19 protein-coding genes and 1 tRNA gene are annotated in these 18,802 nt (G+C 40.0%); 19 read left to right on the forward strand and 1 reads right to left on the reverse strand.

The window, feature by feature from the left end; translation table 11 throughout:
• Positions 1 to 16 precede the first annotated feature (16 nt).
• From B7699_RS00430 to gap, 13 genes are all read left to right on the forward strand, one after another.
• A complete protein-coding gene (locus B7699_RS00430; RefSeq protein ID WP_142358311.1) occupies positions 17 to 604 on the forward strand; it encodes a class I SAM-dependent methyltransferase in 588 nt (195 codons plus the stop codon).
• A gap of 60 nt (positions 605 to 664) precedes the next feature.
• The gene (locus B7699_RS00435) at positions 665 to 1,618 is read left to right on the forward strand and encodes a class I SAM-dependent methyltransferase (protein WP_033684717.1); all 954 of its coding nucleotides are present in this window, start codon (positions 665 to 667) and stop codon (positions 1,616 to 1,618) included.
• A 50-nt stretch (positions 1,619 to 1,668) separates the two neighbouring features.
• A complete protein-coding gene (locus tag B7699_RS00440) occupies positions 1,669 to 2,859 on the forward strand; it encodes an acetate kinase (RefSeq protein WP_084926817.1) in 1,191 nt (396 codons plus the stop codon).
• Positions 2,860 to 3,008: 149 nt separating this feature from the next.
• Positions 3,009 to 3,380 (forward strand): ribonuclease P protein component, encoded by a 372-nt coding sequence (gene rnpA, locus B7699_RS00445; protein ID WP_033688042.1) that lies wholly within the window; start codon positions 3,009 to 3,011, stop codon positions 3,378 to 3,380.
• Complete coding sequence (locus B7699_RS00450; RefSeq protein ID WP_205008227.1) at positions 3,355 to 4,179, forward strand: membrane protein insertase YidC; 825 nt, start codon at positions 3,355 to 3,357, stop codon at positions 4,177 to 4,179. Before rnpA ends, B7699_RS00450 begins: the two co-directional genes overlap by 26 nt.
• A gap of 17 nt (positions 4,180 to 4,196) precedes the next feature.
• Positions 4,197 to 5,183: an RNA-binding cell elongation regulator Jag/EloR gene (jag, locus tag B7699_RS00455; RefSeq protein ID WP_084926819.1), complete on the forward strand. Its 987-nt coding sequence runs from the start codon at positions 4,197 to 4,199 to the stop codon at positions 5,181 to 5,183.
• 50 nt (positions 5,184 to 5,233) lie between these two features.
• Complete coding sequence (locus B7699_RS00460) at positions 5,234 to 5,857, forward strand: ribonuclease P (protein WP_084926820.1); 624 nt, start codon at positions 5,234 to 5,236, stop codon at positions 5,855 to 5,857.
• Positions 5,858 to 5,972: 115 nt separating this feature from the next.
• Positions 5,973 to 7,949: a transketolase gene (gene tkt, locus B7699_RS00465; RefSeq protein ID WP_084926821.1), complete on the forward strand. Its 1,977-nt coding sequence runs from the start codon at positions 5,973 to 5,975 to the stop codon at positions 7,947 to 7,949.
• Positions 7,950 to 8,065: 116 nt separating this feature from the next.
• Positions 8,066 to 8,365 carry a preprotein translocase subunit YajC gene (gene yajC, locus B7699_RS00470; protein WP_004257425.1) on the forward strand — a complete coding sequence of 100 codons (300 nt, stop codon included), beginning with the start codon at positions 8,066 to 8,068 and terminating at the stop codon, positions 8,363 to 8,365.
• Positions 8,366 to 8,411: 46 nt separating this feature from the next.
• A complete protein-coding gene (locus B7699_RS00475; RefSeq protein ID WP_084926822.1) occupies positions 8,412 to 8,855 on the forward strand; it encodes a low molecular weight protein-tyrosine-phosphatase in 444 nt (147 codons plus the stop codon).
• Positions 8,842 to 9,252, forward strand: coding sequence for an MORN repeat-containing protein (locus tag B7699_RS00480; protein WP_084926823.1), 411 nt, complete (start codon positions 8,842 to 8,844; stop codon positions 9,250 to 9,252). The genes B7699_RS00475 and B7699_RS00480 overlap by 14 nt, the downstream gene beginning before the upstream one ends.
• A gap of 298 nt (positions 9,253 to 9,550) precedes the next feature.
• Entirely contained in the window at positions 9,551 to 12,202 is a 2,652-nt protein-coding gene (adhE, locus tag B7699_RS00485; RefSeq protein ID WP_084926824.1) for a bifunctional acetaldehyde-CoA/alcohol dehydrogenase, read from the forward strand.
• Positions 12,203 to 12,521: 319 nt separating this feature from the next.
• Positions 12,522 to 13,532, forward strand: coding sequence for a type I glyceraldehyde-3-phosphate dehydrogenase (gap, locus tag B7699_RS00490; RefSeq protein WP_000260687.1), 1,011 nt, complete (start codon positions 12,522 to 12,524; stop codon positions 13,530 to 13,532).
• Positions 13,533 to 13,603: 71 nt separating this feature from the next.
• Here gap and B7699_RS00495 read toward each other — a convergent pair whose 3' ends face one another.
• Entirely contained in the window at positions 13,604 to 14,479 is an 876-nt protein-coding gene (locus tag B7699_RS00495) for an RluA family pseudouridine synthase (protein ID WP_084926825.1), read from the reverse strand.
• An 86-nt stretch (positions 14,480 to 14,565) separates the two neighbouring features.
• Here B7699_RS00495 and pbp2a point away from each other — a divergent pair, with 86 nt between their 5' ends.
• The 6 genes from pbp2a to B7699_RS00525 all read left to right on the forward strand — a co-directional run bounded on the left by pbp2a (position 14,566) and on the right by B7699_RS00525 (position 18,513).
• Entirely contained in the window at positions 14,566 to 16,761 is a 2,196-nt protein-coding gene (gene pbp2a, locus B7699_RS00500; RefSeq protein WP_084926826.1) for a penicillin-binding protein PBP2A, read from the forward strand.
• A 52-nt stretch (positions 16,762 to 16,813) separates the two neighbouring features.
• The gene (gene rpmG, locus B7699_RS00505) at positions 16,814 to 16,966 is read left to right on the forward strand and encodes a 50S ribosomal protein L33 (protein WP_001809375.1); all 153 of its coding nucleotides are present in this window, start codon (positions 16,814 to 16,816) and stop codon (positions 16,964 to 16,966) included.
• A 9-nt stretch (positions 16,967 to 16,975) separates the two neighbouring features.
• Complete coding sequence (gene secE / locus B7699_RS00510) at positions 16,976 to 17,152, forward strand: preprotein translocase subunit SecE (protein WP_001210990.1); 177 nt, start codon at positions 16,976 to 16,978, stop codon at positions 17,150 to 17,152.
• 53 nt (positions 17,153 to 17,205) lie between these two features.
• Positions 17,206 to 17,742, forward strand: a complete 537-nt coding sequence (nusG, locus tag B7699_RS00515) for a transcription termination/antitermination protein NusG (RefSeq protein ID WP_084926827.1) — start codon at positions 17,206 to 17,208, stop codon at positions 17,740 to 17,742.
• Positions 17,743 to 17,861: 119 nt separating this feature from the next.
• On the forward strand, positions 17,862 to 18,341 hold the full coding sequence (locus B7699_RS00520) for a transcriptional regulator (RefSeq protein WP_084926828.1): 480 nt from the start codon (positions 17,862 to 17,864) through the stop codon (positions 18,339 to 18,341).
• 100 nt (positions 18,342 to 18,441) lie between these two features.
• A tRNA-Glu gene (locus tag B7699_RS00525) sits at positions 18,442 to 18,513 on the forward strand.
• Positions 18,514 to 18,802 lie beyond the last annotated feature (289 nt).

The following is an 18,802-nucleotide window of genomic DNA, read 5'->3' on the forward strand; positions in this document are numbered from 1 at the left end:
GTGCTAAACTAAAAGCATGAAACACGATTTTAACCACAAAGCAGAAACTTTTGATTCGCCCAAAAACATCTTCCTCGCAAATTTGGTTTGTCAGGCGGTCGAGAAACAAATTGATCTTCTATCAGACAAAGAAATTCTGGATTTCGGTGGAGGAACGGGTCTATTAACCTTGCCTCTGGCCAAACAAGCCAAGTCTGTAACATTGGTGGATATTTCGGAGAAAATGCTAGAGCAAGCTCGTTTGAAAGCGGAACAGCAAGACATCAAGAATATCCAGTTTTTGGAGCAAGATTTACTGGAAAAACCCTTGGAGCAAGAGTTTGACCTCATTGTTGTTTGTCGAGTTCTTCATCATATGCCTGATTTGGATGCGGCTCTCTCACTGTTTCATCAACATCTGAGAGAAAACGGACAACTTTTACTTGCTGATTTTACCAAGACAGAAGCTAACCATCACGGATTTGAATTGGTTGAACTAGAAAACAGGCTAATTCAGCACGGTTTTTCATCTGTGCATAGTCAGATCCTCTATAGCGCTGAAGACCTGTTTCAAGGAAATTACTCAGAACTCTTTTTAACAGTAGCCCAAAAATCACTCGCCTAGTCAGGGAGTGATTTTTCTATAAGGATGGAAAAAAGAAGGGAAATTTGATAAGATAGGAATATGGATTTTGAAAAAATTGAACAAGCTTATACGTATTTACTAGAGAATGTCCAAGTCATTCAAAGTGATTTGGCGACCAACTTTTATGACGCCCTGGTGGAGCAAAACAGCATCTATTTGGATGGTGAGACTGAGTTAGAGCAGGTCAAGGAGAACAATCAGGCCCTTAAGCGTTTAGCACTACGCAAAGAAGAATGGCTCAAGACCTACCAGTTTCTCTTGATGAAGGCTGGACAAACAGAACCCTTGCAGGCCAATCACCAGTTTACACCGGATGCTATTGCTTTGCTTTTAGTGTTTATTGTGGAAGAGTTGTTTACAGAGAAGGAAATCACTATCCTCGAAATGGGTTCTGGGATGGGAATTTTGGGCGCTACTTTCTTGACCTCGCTTGCTAAAAAAGTGGATTACTTGGGAATGGAAGTGGATGATTTGCTGATTGATTTGGCGGCTAGTATGGCAGATGTAATTGGTTTGCAGGCTGGTTTTGTCCAAGGAGATGCCGTTCGTCCACAAATGCTCAAAGAAAGCTATGTGGTCATCAGCGACTTGCCTGTCGGCTATTATCCTGATGATGCCGTTGCGTCGCGCCATCAAGTTGCTTCTAGTCAAGAACATACCTACGCCCATCACTTGCTCATGGAACAAGGACTTAAGTACCTCAAGTCAGATGGATACGCTATTTTTCTCGCTCCGAGTGATTTGTTGACCAGTCCTCAAAGTGATTTGTTGAAAGGTTGGTTGAAAGAGGAGGCGAATCTAGTTGCCATGATCAGTCTGCCTGAAAATCTCTTTGCCAATGCCAAACAATCTAAGACTATTTTTATCTTACAGAAGAAAAGTGAAATAGCAGTGGAGCCTTTTGTTTATCCACTTGCTAGCTTGCAAGATGCAAGTGTTTTAATGAAATTTAAAGAAAATTTTCAAAAATGGACTCAAGGTACTGAAATATAAAATAGATTTTGTTATAATAGATGAAAACGCTTAAAAAGGGGTATCATGTTATGACAAAAACAATTGCAATCAATGCGGGAAGTTCAAGTTTGAAATGGCAACTTTATCAAATGCCAGAGGAAAAAGTTCTTGCTAAAGGTTTAATTGAACGGATTGGTTTGAAAGATTCTATTTCAACTGTAAAATTTGATGGCCGTTCTGAACAACAAATTTTGGATATCGAAAATCACACACAAGCTGTTAAAATCTTATTGGATGATTTGATTCGTTTCGATATTATCAAGGCTTATGATGAGATTACAGGTGTTGGACACCGTGTTGTTGCCGGTGGAGAATATTTCAAAGAATCAACAGTCGTTGAGGGAGATGTTTTAGAAAAAGTTGAAGAGTTGAGCTTGTTGGCTCCTCTCCACAATCCAGCCAATGCAGCAGGTGTTCGTGCCTTCAAGGAATTGTTGCCAGACATTACCAGTGTAGTTGTTTTTGATACTTCGTTCCACACAACTATGCCAGAGAAAGCTTATCGCTACCCTCTACCAACAAAATATTACACAGAAAACAAGGTTCGTAAATATGGTGCCCACGGTACAAGTCACCAGTTTGTAGCAGGAGAAGCTGCAAAACTCTTGGGCCGTCCATTAGAAGACTTGAAATTGATTACTTGCCATATCGGTAATGGAGCTTCTATTACAGCTGTTAAGGGTGGTCAATCTGTCGATACTTCAATGGGATTCACTCCACTTGGTGGTGTGATGATGGGAACACGTACAGGAGATATTGACCCAGCTATCATTCCTTACTTAATGCAATATACAGAGGAATTTAACACGCCTGAAGACATTAGTCACGTTCTTAATCGTGAATCAGGACTGATGGGGGTTTCAGGTAAATCTAGTGATATGCGTGATGTGATTGCTGCTATGAAAGAAGGGGACCACGATGCCACTTTAGCCTATGAAATGTATGTTGATCGTATCCAAAAACATATCGGTCAATACCTTGCAGTCTTAAATGGAGCAGATGCTATTATCTTCACAGCAGGTATTGGTGAAAATGCTGCAAATGTGCGTGAAGATGTTATCTCAGGTATCTCTTGGTTTGGTTGTGATGTTGACCCAGAAAAGAACGTCTTTGGTGTGACAGGAGACATCTCAACAGAGGCAGCGAAGATCCGTGTATTGGTTATTCCAACAGATGAAGAGCTAGTTATTGCCCGTGACGTTGAACGCTTGAAAAAATAAGTAAAACTAGTAAAAATATTCCGTACAAGGAGTTGGGAAAGAGATTTTTCCAGCTTCTTTTTATGGTGAAATTGTCCAAAACCTTGCTATGATTGGCTTTTTTGAAAAATATGGTATAATAGTAGTAATTTAATAGATGGAGTTGAGTTTTGAAGAAAAACTTTCGTGTAAAAAGAGAGAAAGATTTTAAGGCGATTTTCAAGGAGGGGACAAGTTTTGCCAATCGCAAATTTGTTGTCTACCAATTAGAAAATCAGAAAAACCATTTTCGAGTAGGTCTATCAGTTAGCAAAAAACTGGGGAATGCCGTCACTAGAAATCAAATTAAGCGACGGATTCGGCATATTATCCAGAATGCCAAAGGGGGTCTGGTAGAAGATGTCGACTTTGTTGTCATTGCTCGAAAAGGAGTCGAAACCTTGGGATACGCAGAGATGGAGAAAAATCTACTCCACGTATTAAAATTATCAAAGATTTACCAGGAAGGAAATGGGAGTGAAAAAGAAACTACAGTTGACTAGTCTGCTAGGACTGTCCCTATTGATCATGACAGGCTGTGCGACTAATGGGGCAACTAGCGATATTACAGCCGATTCGGCTGATTTTTGGAGTAAATTTGTTTACTTCTTTGCTGAAATCATTCGCTTTTTATCATTTGATATCAGTATTGGAGTGGGGATTATCCTCTTTACGGTCTTGATTCGTACACTGCTTTTGCCAGTCTTTCAAGTGCAAATGGTGGCTTCCAGAAAAATGCAGGAAGCTCAACCACGTATTAAGGCGCTTCGAGAACAATATCCAGGTCGAGATATGGAAAGCAGAACTAAGCTAGAGCAAGAAATGCGTAAAGTCTTTAAAGAAATGGGTGTCAGACAGTCAGATTCTCTTTGGCCGATTTTGATTCAGATGCCGGTTATCTTGGCCTTGTTCCAAGCTCTATCAAGAGTTGACTTTTTAAAGACAGGTCATTTCTTATGGATTAACCTTGGTGGTGTGGATACAACCCTTGTTCTTCCGATTTTAGCAGCTGTATTTACCTTTTTAAGTACTTGGTTGTCCAACAAGGCCTTGTCTGAGCGTAATGGCGCTACGACTGCGATGATGTATGGGATTCCAGTCTTGATCTTTATCTTTGCAGTTTATGCACCAGGTGGAGTCGCCCTATACTGGACAGTATCCAATGCTTATCAAGTCTTGCAAACCTATTTCTTGAACAATCCATTCAAGATTATCGCAGAGCGCGAGGCGGTAGTTCAGGCACAGAAAGATTTGGAAAATAGAAAAAGAAAAGCCAAGAAAAAGGCTCAGAAAACGAAATAATAAGGAGGAATCTGGTAATGGTAGTATTTACAGGTTCAACTGTTGAAGAAGCAATCCAGAAAGGATTGAAAGAATTAGATATCCCAAGACTGAAGGCTCACATCAAAGTCATTTCTCGTGAAAAAAATGGCTTTCTTGGTTTATTTGGTAAAAAACCAGCTCAAGTTGATATTGAAGCTATTAGTGAAACAACGGTCATTAAAGCTAATCAGCAGGCTGTAAAGGGTGTTCCTAAAGAAATTAACGAACAAAATGAACCAGTCAAAACAGTCAGTCAAGCGACTGTTGATTTAGGGCATGTTGTAGAAGCAATTAAAAAGATTGAAGAAGGCCAAGGGGTTTCTGATGAAGTTAAGGCTGAAATTTTGAAAAATGAAAAACATGCTAACACCATTTTAGAAGAAACTGGGCATATTGAGATTTTAAATGAATTACAGCTTGAAGAATCTGGTTTCGGGGAAGAAATAGAAACTCCGATTGTTGAGAGTCAAGCTGAACAAACTGAAAGTCAAGAATTAGAAGATTTGGGCTTAAAAGTGGAACCGAGCTTTGACATTGAACAAGTAGCTACGGAAGTAACGACTTATGTCCAGACAATCATTGATGATATGGACGTTGAGGCGACGATTTCAAATGATTATAACCGTCGTAGCATCAATTTACAAATTGATACAAATGAGCCAGGGCGTATTATTGGTTATCATGGTAAAGTTTTGAAGGCCTTGCAACTATTGGCTCAAAATTATCTTTATAACCGCTATTCAAGAACCTTCTACATTACTATTAATGTCAATGATTATGTTGAACATCGTGCAGAAGTCTTGCAGACCTATGCTCAAAAATTGGCGACTCGTGTTTTAGAAGAAGGACGTAGTCATCAAACAGATCCTATGTCAAATAGTGAACGCAAGATTATTCATCGTATTATTTCACGTATGGATGGCGTGACTAGTTACTCTGAGGGTGATGAGCCAAATCGCTATGTCGTTGTAGATACAGAATAAACAAAATCAGGGTTCTCCTGATTTTTTGCTAGCTGGAGGAGATTAAATTAATGTTGAATAAGATAAGAGACTATCTAGACTTTGCTGGTTTACAGTACCGTAATCCTGATAAAGCGGGAGAAGAACGAGAGAAGATGCTGGAATTCCGCCACAAAGGCCAAGAGGCCCGAAAGGCTTTTACAGAATTGGCTAAAGCCTTTCAGGCAAATCATCCAGAATGGCAACTCCAACAAACTAGTCAGTGGATGAATCAAGCGCAGCGTTTGCGACCACATTTCTGGGTCTATCTACAGAGAGAAGGACAAGTGACAGAGCCTATGCTAGCCTTACGTTTGTACGGGAATCCTTCTGATTTTGGAGTCTCACTAGAAGTTAGTTTTATCGAACGCAAGAAAGATGAGCAAACTTTAGGCAAGCAGGCCAAAGTTTTAGAAATTCCAACCGTTGAAGGGATTTATTATCTAGCCTACTCTGATGGTCAAAGTCAACGGTGGGAGGTGAACGAAGAAAATCGTCGTACTTTACGTGAGAAGTTGAGAAGTCAGGAAGTTCGAAAAGTGTTAGTTAAAGCAGATGTTTCTTTTATTGAAAATCAATCATTAGAAGTGATTTTAGAAAAATTAGAAGATGCTTATGAACGCTTACTTCCCTATTATCAGGCTACTAGAGGATAGCAAATAGAATACTTATTTACGTCGAATTGTTTAATTGCTATTCTATGTATTTTTTCATATAATAGTAAAATAGAATGTGTGATTCAATAATCACCTCAAATAGAAAGGAAATTCTATGTCAAATCTATCTGTTAATGCAATTCGTTTCCTAGGTATTGACGCCATCAATAAAGCCAACTCAGGTCACCCAGGTGTGGTTATGGGAGCGGCTCCGATGGCTTACAGCCTCTTTACAAAACAACTTCGTATCAATCCAGCTCAACCAAACTGGATTAACCGCGACCGTTTTATTCTTTCAGCAGGACATGGTTCAATGCTCCTTTATGCCCTTCTTCACCTTTCTGGTTTTGAAGATGTTAGTATGGATGAGATCAAGAGCTTCCGTCAATGGGGTTCAAAAACACCAGGTCACCCAGAATTTGGCCATACGGCAGGGATTGATGCTACGACAGGTCCTCTAGGTCAAGGGATTTCAACTGCTACTGGTTTTGCCCAGGCAGAACGTTTCTTGGCAGCCAAATATAACCGCGAAGGCTACAATATCTTTGACCACTATACTTATGTTATCTGTGGAGACGGAGACTTGATGGAAGGTGTCTCAAGCGAGGCGGCTTCATACGCAGGTCTGCAAAAACTAGACAAGTTGGTTGTTCTTTATGATTCAAATGATATCAACTTGGATGGTGAGACAAAGGATTCCTTTACAGAAAGTGTTCGTGACCGTTACAATGCCTACGGTTGGCATACTGCCTTGGTTGAAGATGGAACAGACTTGGAAGCTATTCATGCTGCTATCGAAACAGCTAAAGCTTCAGGCAAGCCATCTTTGATTGAAGTGAAGACTGTTATTGGATACGGTTCTCCAAACAAACAAGGAACTAATGCTGTACACGGTGCTCCTCTTGGAGCAGATGAAACTGCAGCAACTCGTCAAGCCCTTGGTTGGGAATACGAACCATTTGAAATCCCAGAACAAGTATATGCTGATTTCAAAGAACATGTTGCAGACCGTGGTGCATCAGCTTATGAAGCATGGGCAAAACTAGTCGCAGATTACAAAGAAGCGCATCCAGAATTGGCTGCAGAAGTAGAAGCCATCATCGATGGACGTGATCCAGTTGAAGTGACTCCAGCAGACTTCCCAGCATTAGAAAATGGCTTCTCTCAAGCAACTCGTAACTCGAGTCAGGATGCTTTGAACGTTGTGGCAGCTAAGTTACCAACCTTCTTAGGTGGATCAGCTGACCTAGCTCACTCAAACATGACTTATATCAAGACTGACGGACTTCAAGACGATACTAATCGCTTGAACCGTAACATTCAGTTTGGTGTTCGTGAATTTGCAATGGGAACTATCTTGAACGGGATGGCCCTTCACGGTGGACTTCGTGTATACGGTGGAACTTTCTTCGTCTTCTCTGACTATGTGAAGGCAGCTGTTCGCTTGTCAGCCTTACAAGGACTTCCTGTGACTTATGTCTTTACCCACGATTCTATTGCGGTTGGGGAAGACGGTCCGACTCACGAACCAGTTGAGCACTTAGCAGGTCTTCGTGCTATGCCAAATCTAAATGTTTTCCGTCCAGCAGATGCGCGTGAAACGCAAGCGGCTTGGTACCTTGCAGTGACAAGTGAAAAAACACCAACTGCCCTTGTCTTGACACGTCAAAACTTGACTGTTGAAGAAGGAACAGACTTCGACAAGGTTGCAAAAGGTGCCTATGTTGTCTATGAAAATGCATCAGACTTTGATACCATCTTGATTGCGACAGGTTCAGAGGTTAATCTTGCTGTCTCAGCTGCTAAAGAATTGGCTAGTCAAGGTGCAAAAGTCCGCGTAGTCAGCATGCCATCTACAGATGTCTTTGATAAACAACATGCAGCATACAAGGAAGAAATTCTTCCAAATGCAGTTCGTCGTCGTGTCGCAGTCGAAATGGGTGCAACTCAAAACTGGTACAAATATGTTGGACTAGATGGTGCCGTTCTAGGTATTGATACCTTCGGAGCCTCTGCTCCAGCACCAAAAGTATTGGCAGAATATGGCTTTACTGTTGAAAATCTTGTAAAAGTCGTTCAAAATTTGAAATAACCCTAAGAATCAGAGCGCAAGCTCTGGTTTTTCTTACTAGAAAAGCAAGGTACAATCTTGTAAAAGTAGCTGAAATTTGATATAGTAGTCCTATGTAAAAGACAAAGGAGAAGAAAATGAATCCAAATTATACATTTTTAATTATGCTTGTAGCGATGTTTGCCTTGATGTTTTTTATGCAACGCTCTCAAAAGAAACAAGCACAAAAACGTATGGAAAGCTTAAATAAACTACAAAAAGGTTATGAAGTGATTACAATCGGTGGACTTTACGGAACAGTCGATGAAGTAGATACTGAGAAGAGAACGATTGTTCTTGATGTAGATGGAGTTTACTTGACTTTTGAACTAGCTGCTATCAAGACCGTATTACCGCTGAAAGAAACTGCTTCACTAGAAGGCGCAATTGAAAAATAAGACGGGATCACGAACTCCCGTTTTTCTATAAAAGAAAGGAAATGGGATGAAAAAACTAGTCTTTGTCTGTCTAGGGAATATTTGCCGCAGTCCTATGGCCGAGTTTGTTATGAAATCAATGACAGATAACTACGAAATCCAAAGTCGAGCGACTTCCTCTTGGGAACATGGCAATCCGATTCATAAGGGAACTCAAGGGATTTTTCAACAGTATCAGATTCCTTACGACAAAGCCAAAACATCGCTTCAGATTAGTAAGGAAGATTTTGAAGTCTTTGATTATATTATCGGCATGGATGCTTCAAATGTTTCTGACTTACGTCAGATGTGTCCAGTAGATTGTCAAGATAAGATTTACTCATTCGCATCTGAAAGTGTTCCAGATCCTTGGTATACAGGAGATTTTGAGGAAACCTATCGACGTGTTCAAGAGGGGTGCAGGGCTTGGTTAGAACGTTTAGAAAGGGAGAGTGAAGATGGAAAATCTTAAGAATTTTTACGAAAAGTATCGTGTCTATCTGACTCGTCCACGTTTAGAGCTTTTAGCAGTAGTTGCCATTGTTTTCTGTGCTGTACTCGTCTTTTTTCTAAATATTCCTGGAAAAGGTGTTCTAAAACTGGATAATGGAACGATTGTTTACGATGGCAGTCTTGTCCGTGGTAAAATGAATGGACAGGGTACTATTACTTTCCAAAATGGGGACCAATATACAGGTGGTTTCAGCAATGGAGCCTTCAATGGAAAAGGTACCTTTCAATCTAAAGAAGGCTGGACCTACGAAGGTGATTTTGTAAATGGTCAGGCTGAAGGAAAAGGGAAACTAACAACAGAACAAGGAGTCGTTTATGAAGGGACTTTTAAACAAGGCGTTTTTCAACAAAAATAAAGCCTCCTTATCAAAGGAGGTATTGTTAGCATCTAAAAGTAAGCGCTTACTAGAAAATCTATCTCTTTCCAAGCTCCTCTTCCAATCAAGCTTGTGAAATAAAAAATTTTTGAAATAAATTTCACAAACTCTAAAGAAAAAGCTTGTGGAGAAAAGATAATGAGAAAAACTTCACAAGGAACCAAAAATTCTTTGTGAAATGTTTATGAAACTGTTTACAAAGTTGAAATAATGCGTTATAATAAACTTGTGAAAAAATTAACAAAGGATTTAGTCCTTGAAAGCTATGGAGGAAAATATGGCTGATAAAAAAACTATGACACCAGAGGAAAAGAAACTCGCTGCTGAAAAGCATGTCGATGGGTTGGTGCAAAAAGCTCTAGTTGCCCTTGAAGAAATGCGTAAGTTGGACCAAGAGCAAGTTGACTACATCGTAGCTAAAGCGTCAGTAGCAGCTTTGGATGCCCACGGAGAATTGGCTTTACATGCCTATGAAGAAACAGGACGTGGTGTATTTGAAGATAAAGCAACTAAGAACTTGTTTGCTTGTGAACATGTAGTAAACAACATGCGTCACACTAAGACAGTTGGCGTTATCGAAGAAGACGATGTAACAGGATTGACTCTCATCGCTGAACCGGTTGGTGTTGTCTGTGGTATTACTCCTACAACAAACCCAACATCAACAGCGATCTTTAAGGCATTGATTTCATTGAAGACTCGTAATCCAATCGTCTTTGCATTCCACCCATCAGCTCAAGAATCATCAGCTCACGCAGCTCAAATCGTTCGTGATGCTGCGATTAAAGCAGGAGCTCCTGAAAACTGTGTACAGTGGATCACTGAACCATCTATGGAAGCAACTAGTGCACTTATGAACCACGAAGGTGTTGCCACAATTCTTGCAACAGGTGGTAATGCCATGGTTAAAGCCGCATACTCATGTGGTAAACCAGCTCTTGGGGTAGGTGCCGGAAACGTTCCAGCCTATGTTGAAAAATCAGCTAACATCCGCCAAGCTGCACACGATATCGTCATGTCTAAATCATTTGATAACGGTATGGTCTGTGCATCTGAACAAGCGGTTATCATTGATAAAGAAATTTACGATGAATTTGTAGCAGAGTTCAAATCTTACCACACTTACTTTGTAAACAAAAAAGAAAAAGCTCTTCTTGAAGAATTCTGCTTCGGCGTGAAAGCAAACGGCAAAAACTGTGCTGGTGCAAAATTGAACGCTGATATCGTTGGTAAACCAGCAACATGGATTGCAGAACAAGCAGGATTTACAGTTCCAGAAGGAACAAACATTCTTGCTGCAGAATGTAAAGAAGTTGGTGAAAATGAGCCATTGACTCGTGAAAAATTGTCACCAGTTATCGCAGTTTTGAAATCTGAAAGCCGTGAAGATGGTATTACTAAGGCTCGTCAAATGGTTGAATTTAACGGTCTTGGACACTCAGCAGCTATCCACACAGCTGACGAAGAATTGACTAAAGAATTTGGTAAAGCTGTTAAAGCTATTCGTGTTATCTGTAACTCACCTTCTACTTTCGGTGGTATCGGGGACGTTTACAATGCCTTCTTGCCATCATTGACACTTGGATGTGGTTCTTACGGACGCAACTCAGTTGGGGATAACGTTAGCGCCATTAACCTCTTGAATATCAAAAAAGTCGGAAGACGGAGAAATAACATGCAATGGATGAAACTTCCTTCAAAAACATACTTTGAACGTGATTCAATTCAATACCTTCAAAAATGTCGTGACGTTGAACGTGTCATGATCGTTACTGACCATGCCATGGTAGAACTTGGTTTCCTTGATCGTATCATCGAACAACTTGACCTTCGTCGCAATAAGGTTGTTTACCAAATCTTTGCTGATGTAGAACCAGATCCAGATATCACTACAGTTGAACGTGGTACTGAGATTATGCGTGCCTTTAAACCAGATACAATCATCGCTCTCGGTGGTGGATCTCCAATGGATGCTGCTAAAGTAATGTGGCTCTTCTATGAGCAACCAGAAGTGGACTTCCGTGACCTTGTTCAGAAATTCATGGATATCCGTAAACGTGCCTTCAAATTCCCATTGCTTGGTAAGAAGACTAAATTCATCGCAATCCCAACTACATCTGGTACAGGATCTGAAGTAACGCCATTTGCCGTTATCTCTGATAAAGCAAACAACCGTAAATACCCAATCGCTGACTACTCATTGACACCAACTGTAGCAATCGTAGACCCTGCTTTGGTATTGACAGTTCCTGGATTTGTTGCTGCGGATACTGGTATGGACGTATTGACTCACGCTACTGAAGCTTACGTATCACAAATGGCTAGTGACTATACTGACGGTCTTGCACTTCAAGCCATCAAACTTGTATTCGAAAACCTTGAAAGCTCAGTTAAGAATGCAGACTTCCACTCACGTGAGAAAATGCATAACGCTTCAACAATCGCTGGTATGGCCTTTGCCAATGCCTTCCTAGGTATTTCTCACTCAATGGCCCATAAGATTGGTGCGCAATTCCACACAATCCATGGCCGTACTAATGCTATCTTGCTTCCATACGTCATCCGTTATAACGGTACTCGCCCAGCTAAGACAGCAACATGGCCTAAGTACAACTACTACCGTGCAGATGAGAAATATCAAGATATCGCCCGTATGCTTGGACTTCCAGCTTCTACACCAGAAGAAGGGGTTGAATCTTATGCAAAAGCTGTTTACGAACTTGGTGAGCGCGTAGGTATCCAAATGAACTTCAAAGCACAAGGAATCGATGAAAAAGAATGGAAAGAACATTCTCGTGAATTGGCCTTCCTTGCTTATGAAGATCAATGTTCACCAGCTAACCCACGTCTTCCAATGGTTGACCATATGCAAGAAATCATCGAAGATTCTTACTATGGCTACAAAGAAAGACCAGGACGCCGTAAATAATTGTTATCAGCCTAGAGGCAGGAATCTCCTGTCTCTTTTTTTGTAGAATTGGAGTATTGAAAATAATTTTTAGCTTTTCTATTTTCACTTTTCATATGAAGAGGAAAGCTGGGAATGACTGGGTAGACAAAGAAAGACAGCAGTATAGGCTTTTAAAGGAGAAAGAAAAATAAGTGGGGTATAGACAAAAAACAACGCCCGTACTTGCAATTAAACTTAAATAGTTATATAATAGGTTTGTTGAAAGGTGATTTGTAGTGATTCAAGTTACTCTTTTCACAATAAAAATTTCATGATTTTCATAAGGAGGAAATCACTAATGGTAGTTAAAGTTGGTATTAACGGTTTCGGACGTATCGGTCGTCTTGCTTTCCGTCGTATCCAAAACGTAGAAGGTGTTGAAGTTACTCGTATCAACGACCTTACAGATCCAGTTATGCTTGCACACTTGTTGAAATACGACACAACTCAAGGTCGTTTCGACGGTACTGTTGAAGTTAGAGAAGGTGGATTTGAAGTTAACGGTAAATTCATCAAAGTTTCTGCTGAACGTGATCCAGAACAAATCGACTGGGCTAACGACGGTGTAGAAATCGTTCTTGAAGCTACTGGTTTCTTTGCTAAGAAAGCAGCTGCTGAAAAACACTTGCACGCTGGTGGAGCTAAAAAAGTTGTTATCACTGCTCCTGGTGGAAACGACGTTAAAACAGTTGTATTCAACACTAACCACGACGTTCTTGACGGTACTGAAACAGTTATCTCAGGTGCTTCATGTACTACAAACTGCTTGGCTCCTATGGCTAAAGCTCTTCAAGATAACTTTGGTGTTGTAGAAGGATTGATGACTACTATCCACGCTTACACTGGTGACCAAATGATCCTTGACGGACCACACCGTGGTGGTGACCTTCGCCGTGCTCGCGCTGGTGCTGCAAACATCGTTCCTAACTCAACTGGTGCTGCAAAAGCTATCGGTCTTGTAATCCCAGAATTGAACGGTAAACTTGACGGATCTGCACAACGCGTTCCAACTCCAACTGGATCAGTTACTGAATTGGTAGCAGTTCTTGAAAAGAACGTTACTGTTGATGAAGTGAACGCAGCTATGAAAGCAGCTTCAAACGAATCATACGGTTACACAGAAGATCCAATCGTATCTTCAGATATCGTAGGTATGTCTTACGGTTCATTGTTTGACGCAACTCAAACTAAAGTTCTTGACGTTGACGGTAAACAATTGGTTAAAGTTGTATCATGGTACGACAACGAAATGTCATACACTGCACAACTTGTTCGTACTCTTGAATACTTCGCAAAAATCGCTAAATAATTCATGAGTCGATAAAAAGCAAGGCCTCTTGGTCTTGCTTTTCTTATATGGAAAAATAGATGACACAACAATCATCCATTCTTTTTTAATTCTTTTTCAAAAGTATCGGAAAGGGTAGTGAAACTTAATTTCTCTAAAGTAAGTGGATGGATAAAGGAAAGTCGAAAGGCGTGGAGCATAAGCCGACTTGTCTTTGATTTGCTATTATAGAGAGGGTCGCCCAAAATAGGGAAGTTATGATGCGAAAGGTGCACACGAATTTGATGAGTTCGGCCTGTCTTTAGTTTGCAACGAACCAAGGAAGTCTTGTTTGAGAATTGCTTTAATCTGCTTACATGAGTTTCAGCGTATTGACCGTTTTTTGTATCAACTATTCTTTTTCTGCGGTCATGACGATCACGTCCGATTTTTTCTTTGAAGACAAGTTCTTTCTTGTTGATATTTCCATCAACTAGTGCCCAATATTCCCTAGAAATCTCTTTTTTCTCCAATAAGCGATTGAGAATGGGCAAGATAAAAGGATTTTTGGCAAAGAGAACTAAACCACTGGTTTCCATGTCCAGACGATGAACGACATAGCAGGTTTGGCCAACATAGGCACTGACATGGTTAAGAAGGGCGATTTCGTTTGGCTGATTACCATGCGTTTTCATCCCCTCTGGTTTGTTGACAATAATCAAGTGTTGATCTTGATAAACCTCTTGGACGAGGTCAGGGTTGCCCCAAGCGATTTCTTTTTCGGGATAATCTTCCTCGTCAAAAGTTAACTGGCAAATATCTCCAGGATTCACTACCTCGTTCCAATGAACTTCTCGCTGATTAATCAAAATGTGTTTCTTGATTCTCAAAAAATGCCGGATTTTTCTAGGGATAAGGAGTTGTTCCTCTAGTAATTGTTTCACAGTCATTTGAGGTAAAGAGGCGGGTAAAGTAAATGTGAATTTCATACAGATATTGTAACAAAAAAAGCCCTATTTGGATAGGAAATAGCTAAATTCTTGTCTTCCTATGATGAAGATGATAAAATAAACGCATGAAATTAGATAAATTATTTGAGAAATTTCTTTCTCTTTTTAAAAAAGAAACAAGTGAATCGGAGGATTCTGATTCTACTAGCTTGCGCCGTTCTCGCAGTGATCGAAAAAAATTAGCCCAAGTAGGTCCAATTCGAAAATTCTGGCGTCGCTATCATTTAACAAAGATTGGCCTTATACTAGGTTTGAGTGCAGGCTTGCTAGTTGGAACCTATTTGTTTGCTGTAGCCAAGTCAACCAATGTCAATGATTTGCAAAATGCTTTGAAAACTCGGACTCTCATTTTTGACCGTGAAGAAAAAGAGGCTGGTGCCTTGTCTGGTCAAAAGGGAACCTATGTTGAACTGACTGACATCAGTAAAAATTTGCAGAATGCCGTTATTGCGACAGAAGACCGTTCTTTCTATAAAAATGACGGGATCAACTATGGTCGTTTTTTCTTGGCGATTGTCACTGCTGGCCGTTCAGGTGGTGGATCTACTATTACCCAACAGCTAGCTAAAAACGCCTATTTGTCACAGGATCAAACTGTCGAGAGAAAAGCAAAAGAATTTTTCCTTGCCTTAGAATTAACAAAAAAATATAGTAAGGATCAAATTTTAACCATGTACCTTAACAACGCTTATTTTGGAAATGGTGTGTGGGGTGTAGAAGATGCGAGTAAGAAATACTTTGGAGTTTCTGCATCAGAAGTGAGTCTGGATCAAGCTGCGACTCTGGCAGGGATGCTCAAAGGACCGGAACTGTATAACCCCTTGAAATCTGTAGAAGATTCTACCAATCGTCGTGATACTGTCTTGCAAAATATGCTTGCAGCAGGATATATTGATAAAAACCAAGAAACCGAAGCTGCAGACGTTGATATGACTTCGCAATTGCACGATAAGTATGAAGGAAAAATTTCAGATTACCGCTATCCTTCTTATTTTGATGCGGTTGTTAATGAAGCTGTTTCCAAGTATAATCTAACAGAGGAAGAAATTGTCAATAATGGCTACCGCATTTACACAGAGCTGGACCAAAACTACCAAGCAAATATGCAGGTTGTCTATGAAAACACATCGCTATTTCCGAGGGCAGAGGATGGAACATTTGCTCAATCAGGAAGTGTAGCTCTTGAACCGAAAACAGGGGGAGTTCGTGGGGTTGTCGGTCAGATTGCTGAAAATGATAAGACTGGATTCCGGAATTTCAATTATGCAACTCAATCAAAACGTAGCCCTGGTTCTACAATTAAGCCTTTAGTTGTTTATACGCCAGCAGTTGAAGCAGGCTGGGCTTTGAATAAGCAGTTGGATAACCATACCATGCAGTATGACAGCTATAAGGTTGATAACTATGCAGGAATCAAAACGAGTCGAGAAGTTCCTATGTATCAAGCCTTGGCAGAATCGCTTAATCTGCCTGCTGTTGCTACTGTTAATGATTTGGGCGTCGACAAGGCTTTTGAGGCAGGAGAAAAATTTGGACTCAACATGGAAAAGGTAGACCGTGTTCTTGGCGTCGCCTTGGGAAGCGGTGTTGAAACCAACCCTCTTCAAATGGCTCAAGCATATGCTGCCTTTGCAAATGAAGGTTTAATGCCGGAAGCACATTTTATTAGTAGAATTGAAAATGCTAGTGGACAAGTTATTGCAAGCCATAAGAATTCACAAAAACGGGTGATCGATAAGTCTGTAGCTGACAAGATGACCAGTATGATGTTGGGGACATTCACCAACGGCACCGGTATTAGTTCATCGCCTGCAGATTATGTCATGGCAGGGAAAACTGGAACAACTGAAGCAGTTTTCAATCCGGAGTACACAAGTGACCAGTGGGTAATTGGTTATACTCCGGATGTAGTGATTAGCCACTGGCTTGGCTTTCCGACCACTGATGAAAATCACTATCTAGCAGGATCTACTTCAAACGGTGCGGCCCATGTCTTTAGAAACATTGCAAATACCATTTTACCTTATACGCCAGGAAGTACCTTTACCGTTGAAAATGCTTATAAGCAAAATGGGATTGCGCCAGCTAATACAAATAATCAAGTACAGAGTAATGAAACCAATCAGACGGATAATAGCCTTTCTGATATTAGAAGTCGTGCACAAAATCTGGTAGATGAGGCGAGTCGTGCTATATCAGATGCTAAAATTAAGGAAAAAGCACAAACAATATGGGATTCGGTAGTCAATCTATTTCGTTAAGATGCTTGTCAAAGCCTAGCTTTCTTGTTATAATAGATAGGATGGAGGCGTTATGGCACTAAAAAAAGCAAGCCTAGCTTGTGCGGTTTGTGGTTCGAGAAACTATTCAATCAAGATCAGCGGAAACCCCAAGCCAACACGACTAGAAGTAAATAAATTTTGTAAACATTGTGGTAAGTATACTACACACAGAGAAACGAGATAGGAGAGAGCGATGCGTTTTATTGGAGATATTTTTCGACTTCTTAAAGACACAACATGGCCAACTCGCAAGGAAAGCTGGAGAGATTTTCGTTCTATCATGGAATACACTGCTTTCTTTGTTGTGATTATTTATATTTTTGACAAGTTGATTGTTTCAGGTTTGATTCGATTTATTAACATTTTTTAGAAGAACTGTGAAGTCATTCACGCTAAAAGTCTTCTATTATGAAAGGAAGTATCATGGATAGTTTTGATAAAGGATGGTTTGTCTTACAAACTTATTCTGGTTATGAAAATAAGGTAAAAGAAAATCTATTACAACGTGCACAAACCTACAATATGTTGGATAATATTTTACGTGTTGAAATTCCAACACAGACAGTGCAAGTTGAAAAAAATGGAAAGAAAAAAGAAGTAGAAGAAAATCGCTTTCCAGGTTATGTTCTTGTAGAAATGGTCATGACAGATGAAGCTTGGTTTGTTGTTCGAAACACACCAAACGTTACAGGATTCGTCGGATCTCACGGAAATAGATCAAAACCCACTCCATTATTGGAACAAGAAATCCGTGATATCTTGATTTCTATGGGACAAACTGTACAAGAGTTTGATATTGATGTTGAAGTTGGTCAAACTGTACGTATCATTGATGGTGCTTTTGCAGACTATACTGGTAAGATTACAGAGATTGATAACAATAAAGTGAAGATGATTATCTCTATGTTTGGAAATGACACAGTTGCAGAAGTAAACCTAAACCAAATCGCAGAATTATAACCCTGAGAGAGGCATGTCCTCTCTTTTTTGCGCAGTTGAAGCGGTGTAGAGAACAGAACGGGAAAATAGGACAAAAGTGTTTTTGAATCTGTTAGACTGTATCTAGAAAGGGGAACAATATGCTTAAAAAATTGTATGAAGTAGTCCAAGGAATTGTATATAAGTGTAGAAATGAGTATTACCTTCATTTATGGGAGTTATCTGATTGGGACCAAGAGGGTATGATCTGCTTGCATGAATTGATTAGTAGAGAAGAAGAACTGATAGAAGATATACCTCGTTTACGTAAATATTTCAAAACAAAATTTCGGAATCGGATTTTAGATTATCTCCGTAAGCAAGAAAGTCAAAAACGAAGATATGATAAAGAACCCTATGAAGAAGTAGGTGAGATTAGTCATCGTATAAGTGAGGGCGGTCTGTGGCTAGATGATTATTATCTCTTTTATGAAACCCTAAGAGATTATAAAAGTAAACAAAATAAAGAGAAACAAGAAGAGTTAGAACGCGTCTTAAGACATGAACGATTTCGAGGTCGACAAAGAGTATTGAGAGACTTACGTATTGTGTTTAAGGAGTTTGATATCCGTACTCGGTAAGAAGCTATGCAAAAAAAGAAAAAAACATAAAAAGTTTCAAAAAGTAGTTGACAAAGTTTGAAAAGTCGGTATAATAGTAAGAGTTGAAAATAACAACTCTGGTCCGTTGGTCAAGGGGTTAAGACACCGCCTTTTCACGGCGGTAACACGGGTTCGAATCCCGTACGGACTATAGTATGTTGCAGATGAAACACTTGATGAAAAAAGTTTAAAAAAGTTTCAAAAAAGTGTTGACAAGCGAAAGCGACTGTGATATACTAATATAGTTGTCACTTGAGAGAAGTGAGTGACAAAGACCTTTGAAAACTGAACAAGACGAACCAATGTGCAGGGCACTACAACAATTGTTGTAGTACTGAACAATGAAAAAAACAATAAATCTGTCAGTGACAGAAATGAGTAAGAACTCAAACTTTTAATGAGAGTTTGATCCTGGCTCAGGACGAACGCTGGCGGCGTGC

Source organism: Streptococcus mitis (genome assembly GCF_002096835.1).
Taxonomy (GTDB): Bacteria; Bacillota; Bacilli; order Lactobacillales; family Streptococcaceae; genus Streptococcus; species Streptococcus mitis_W.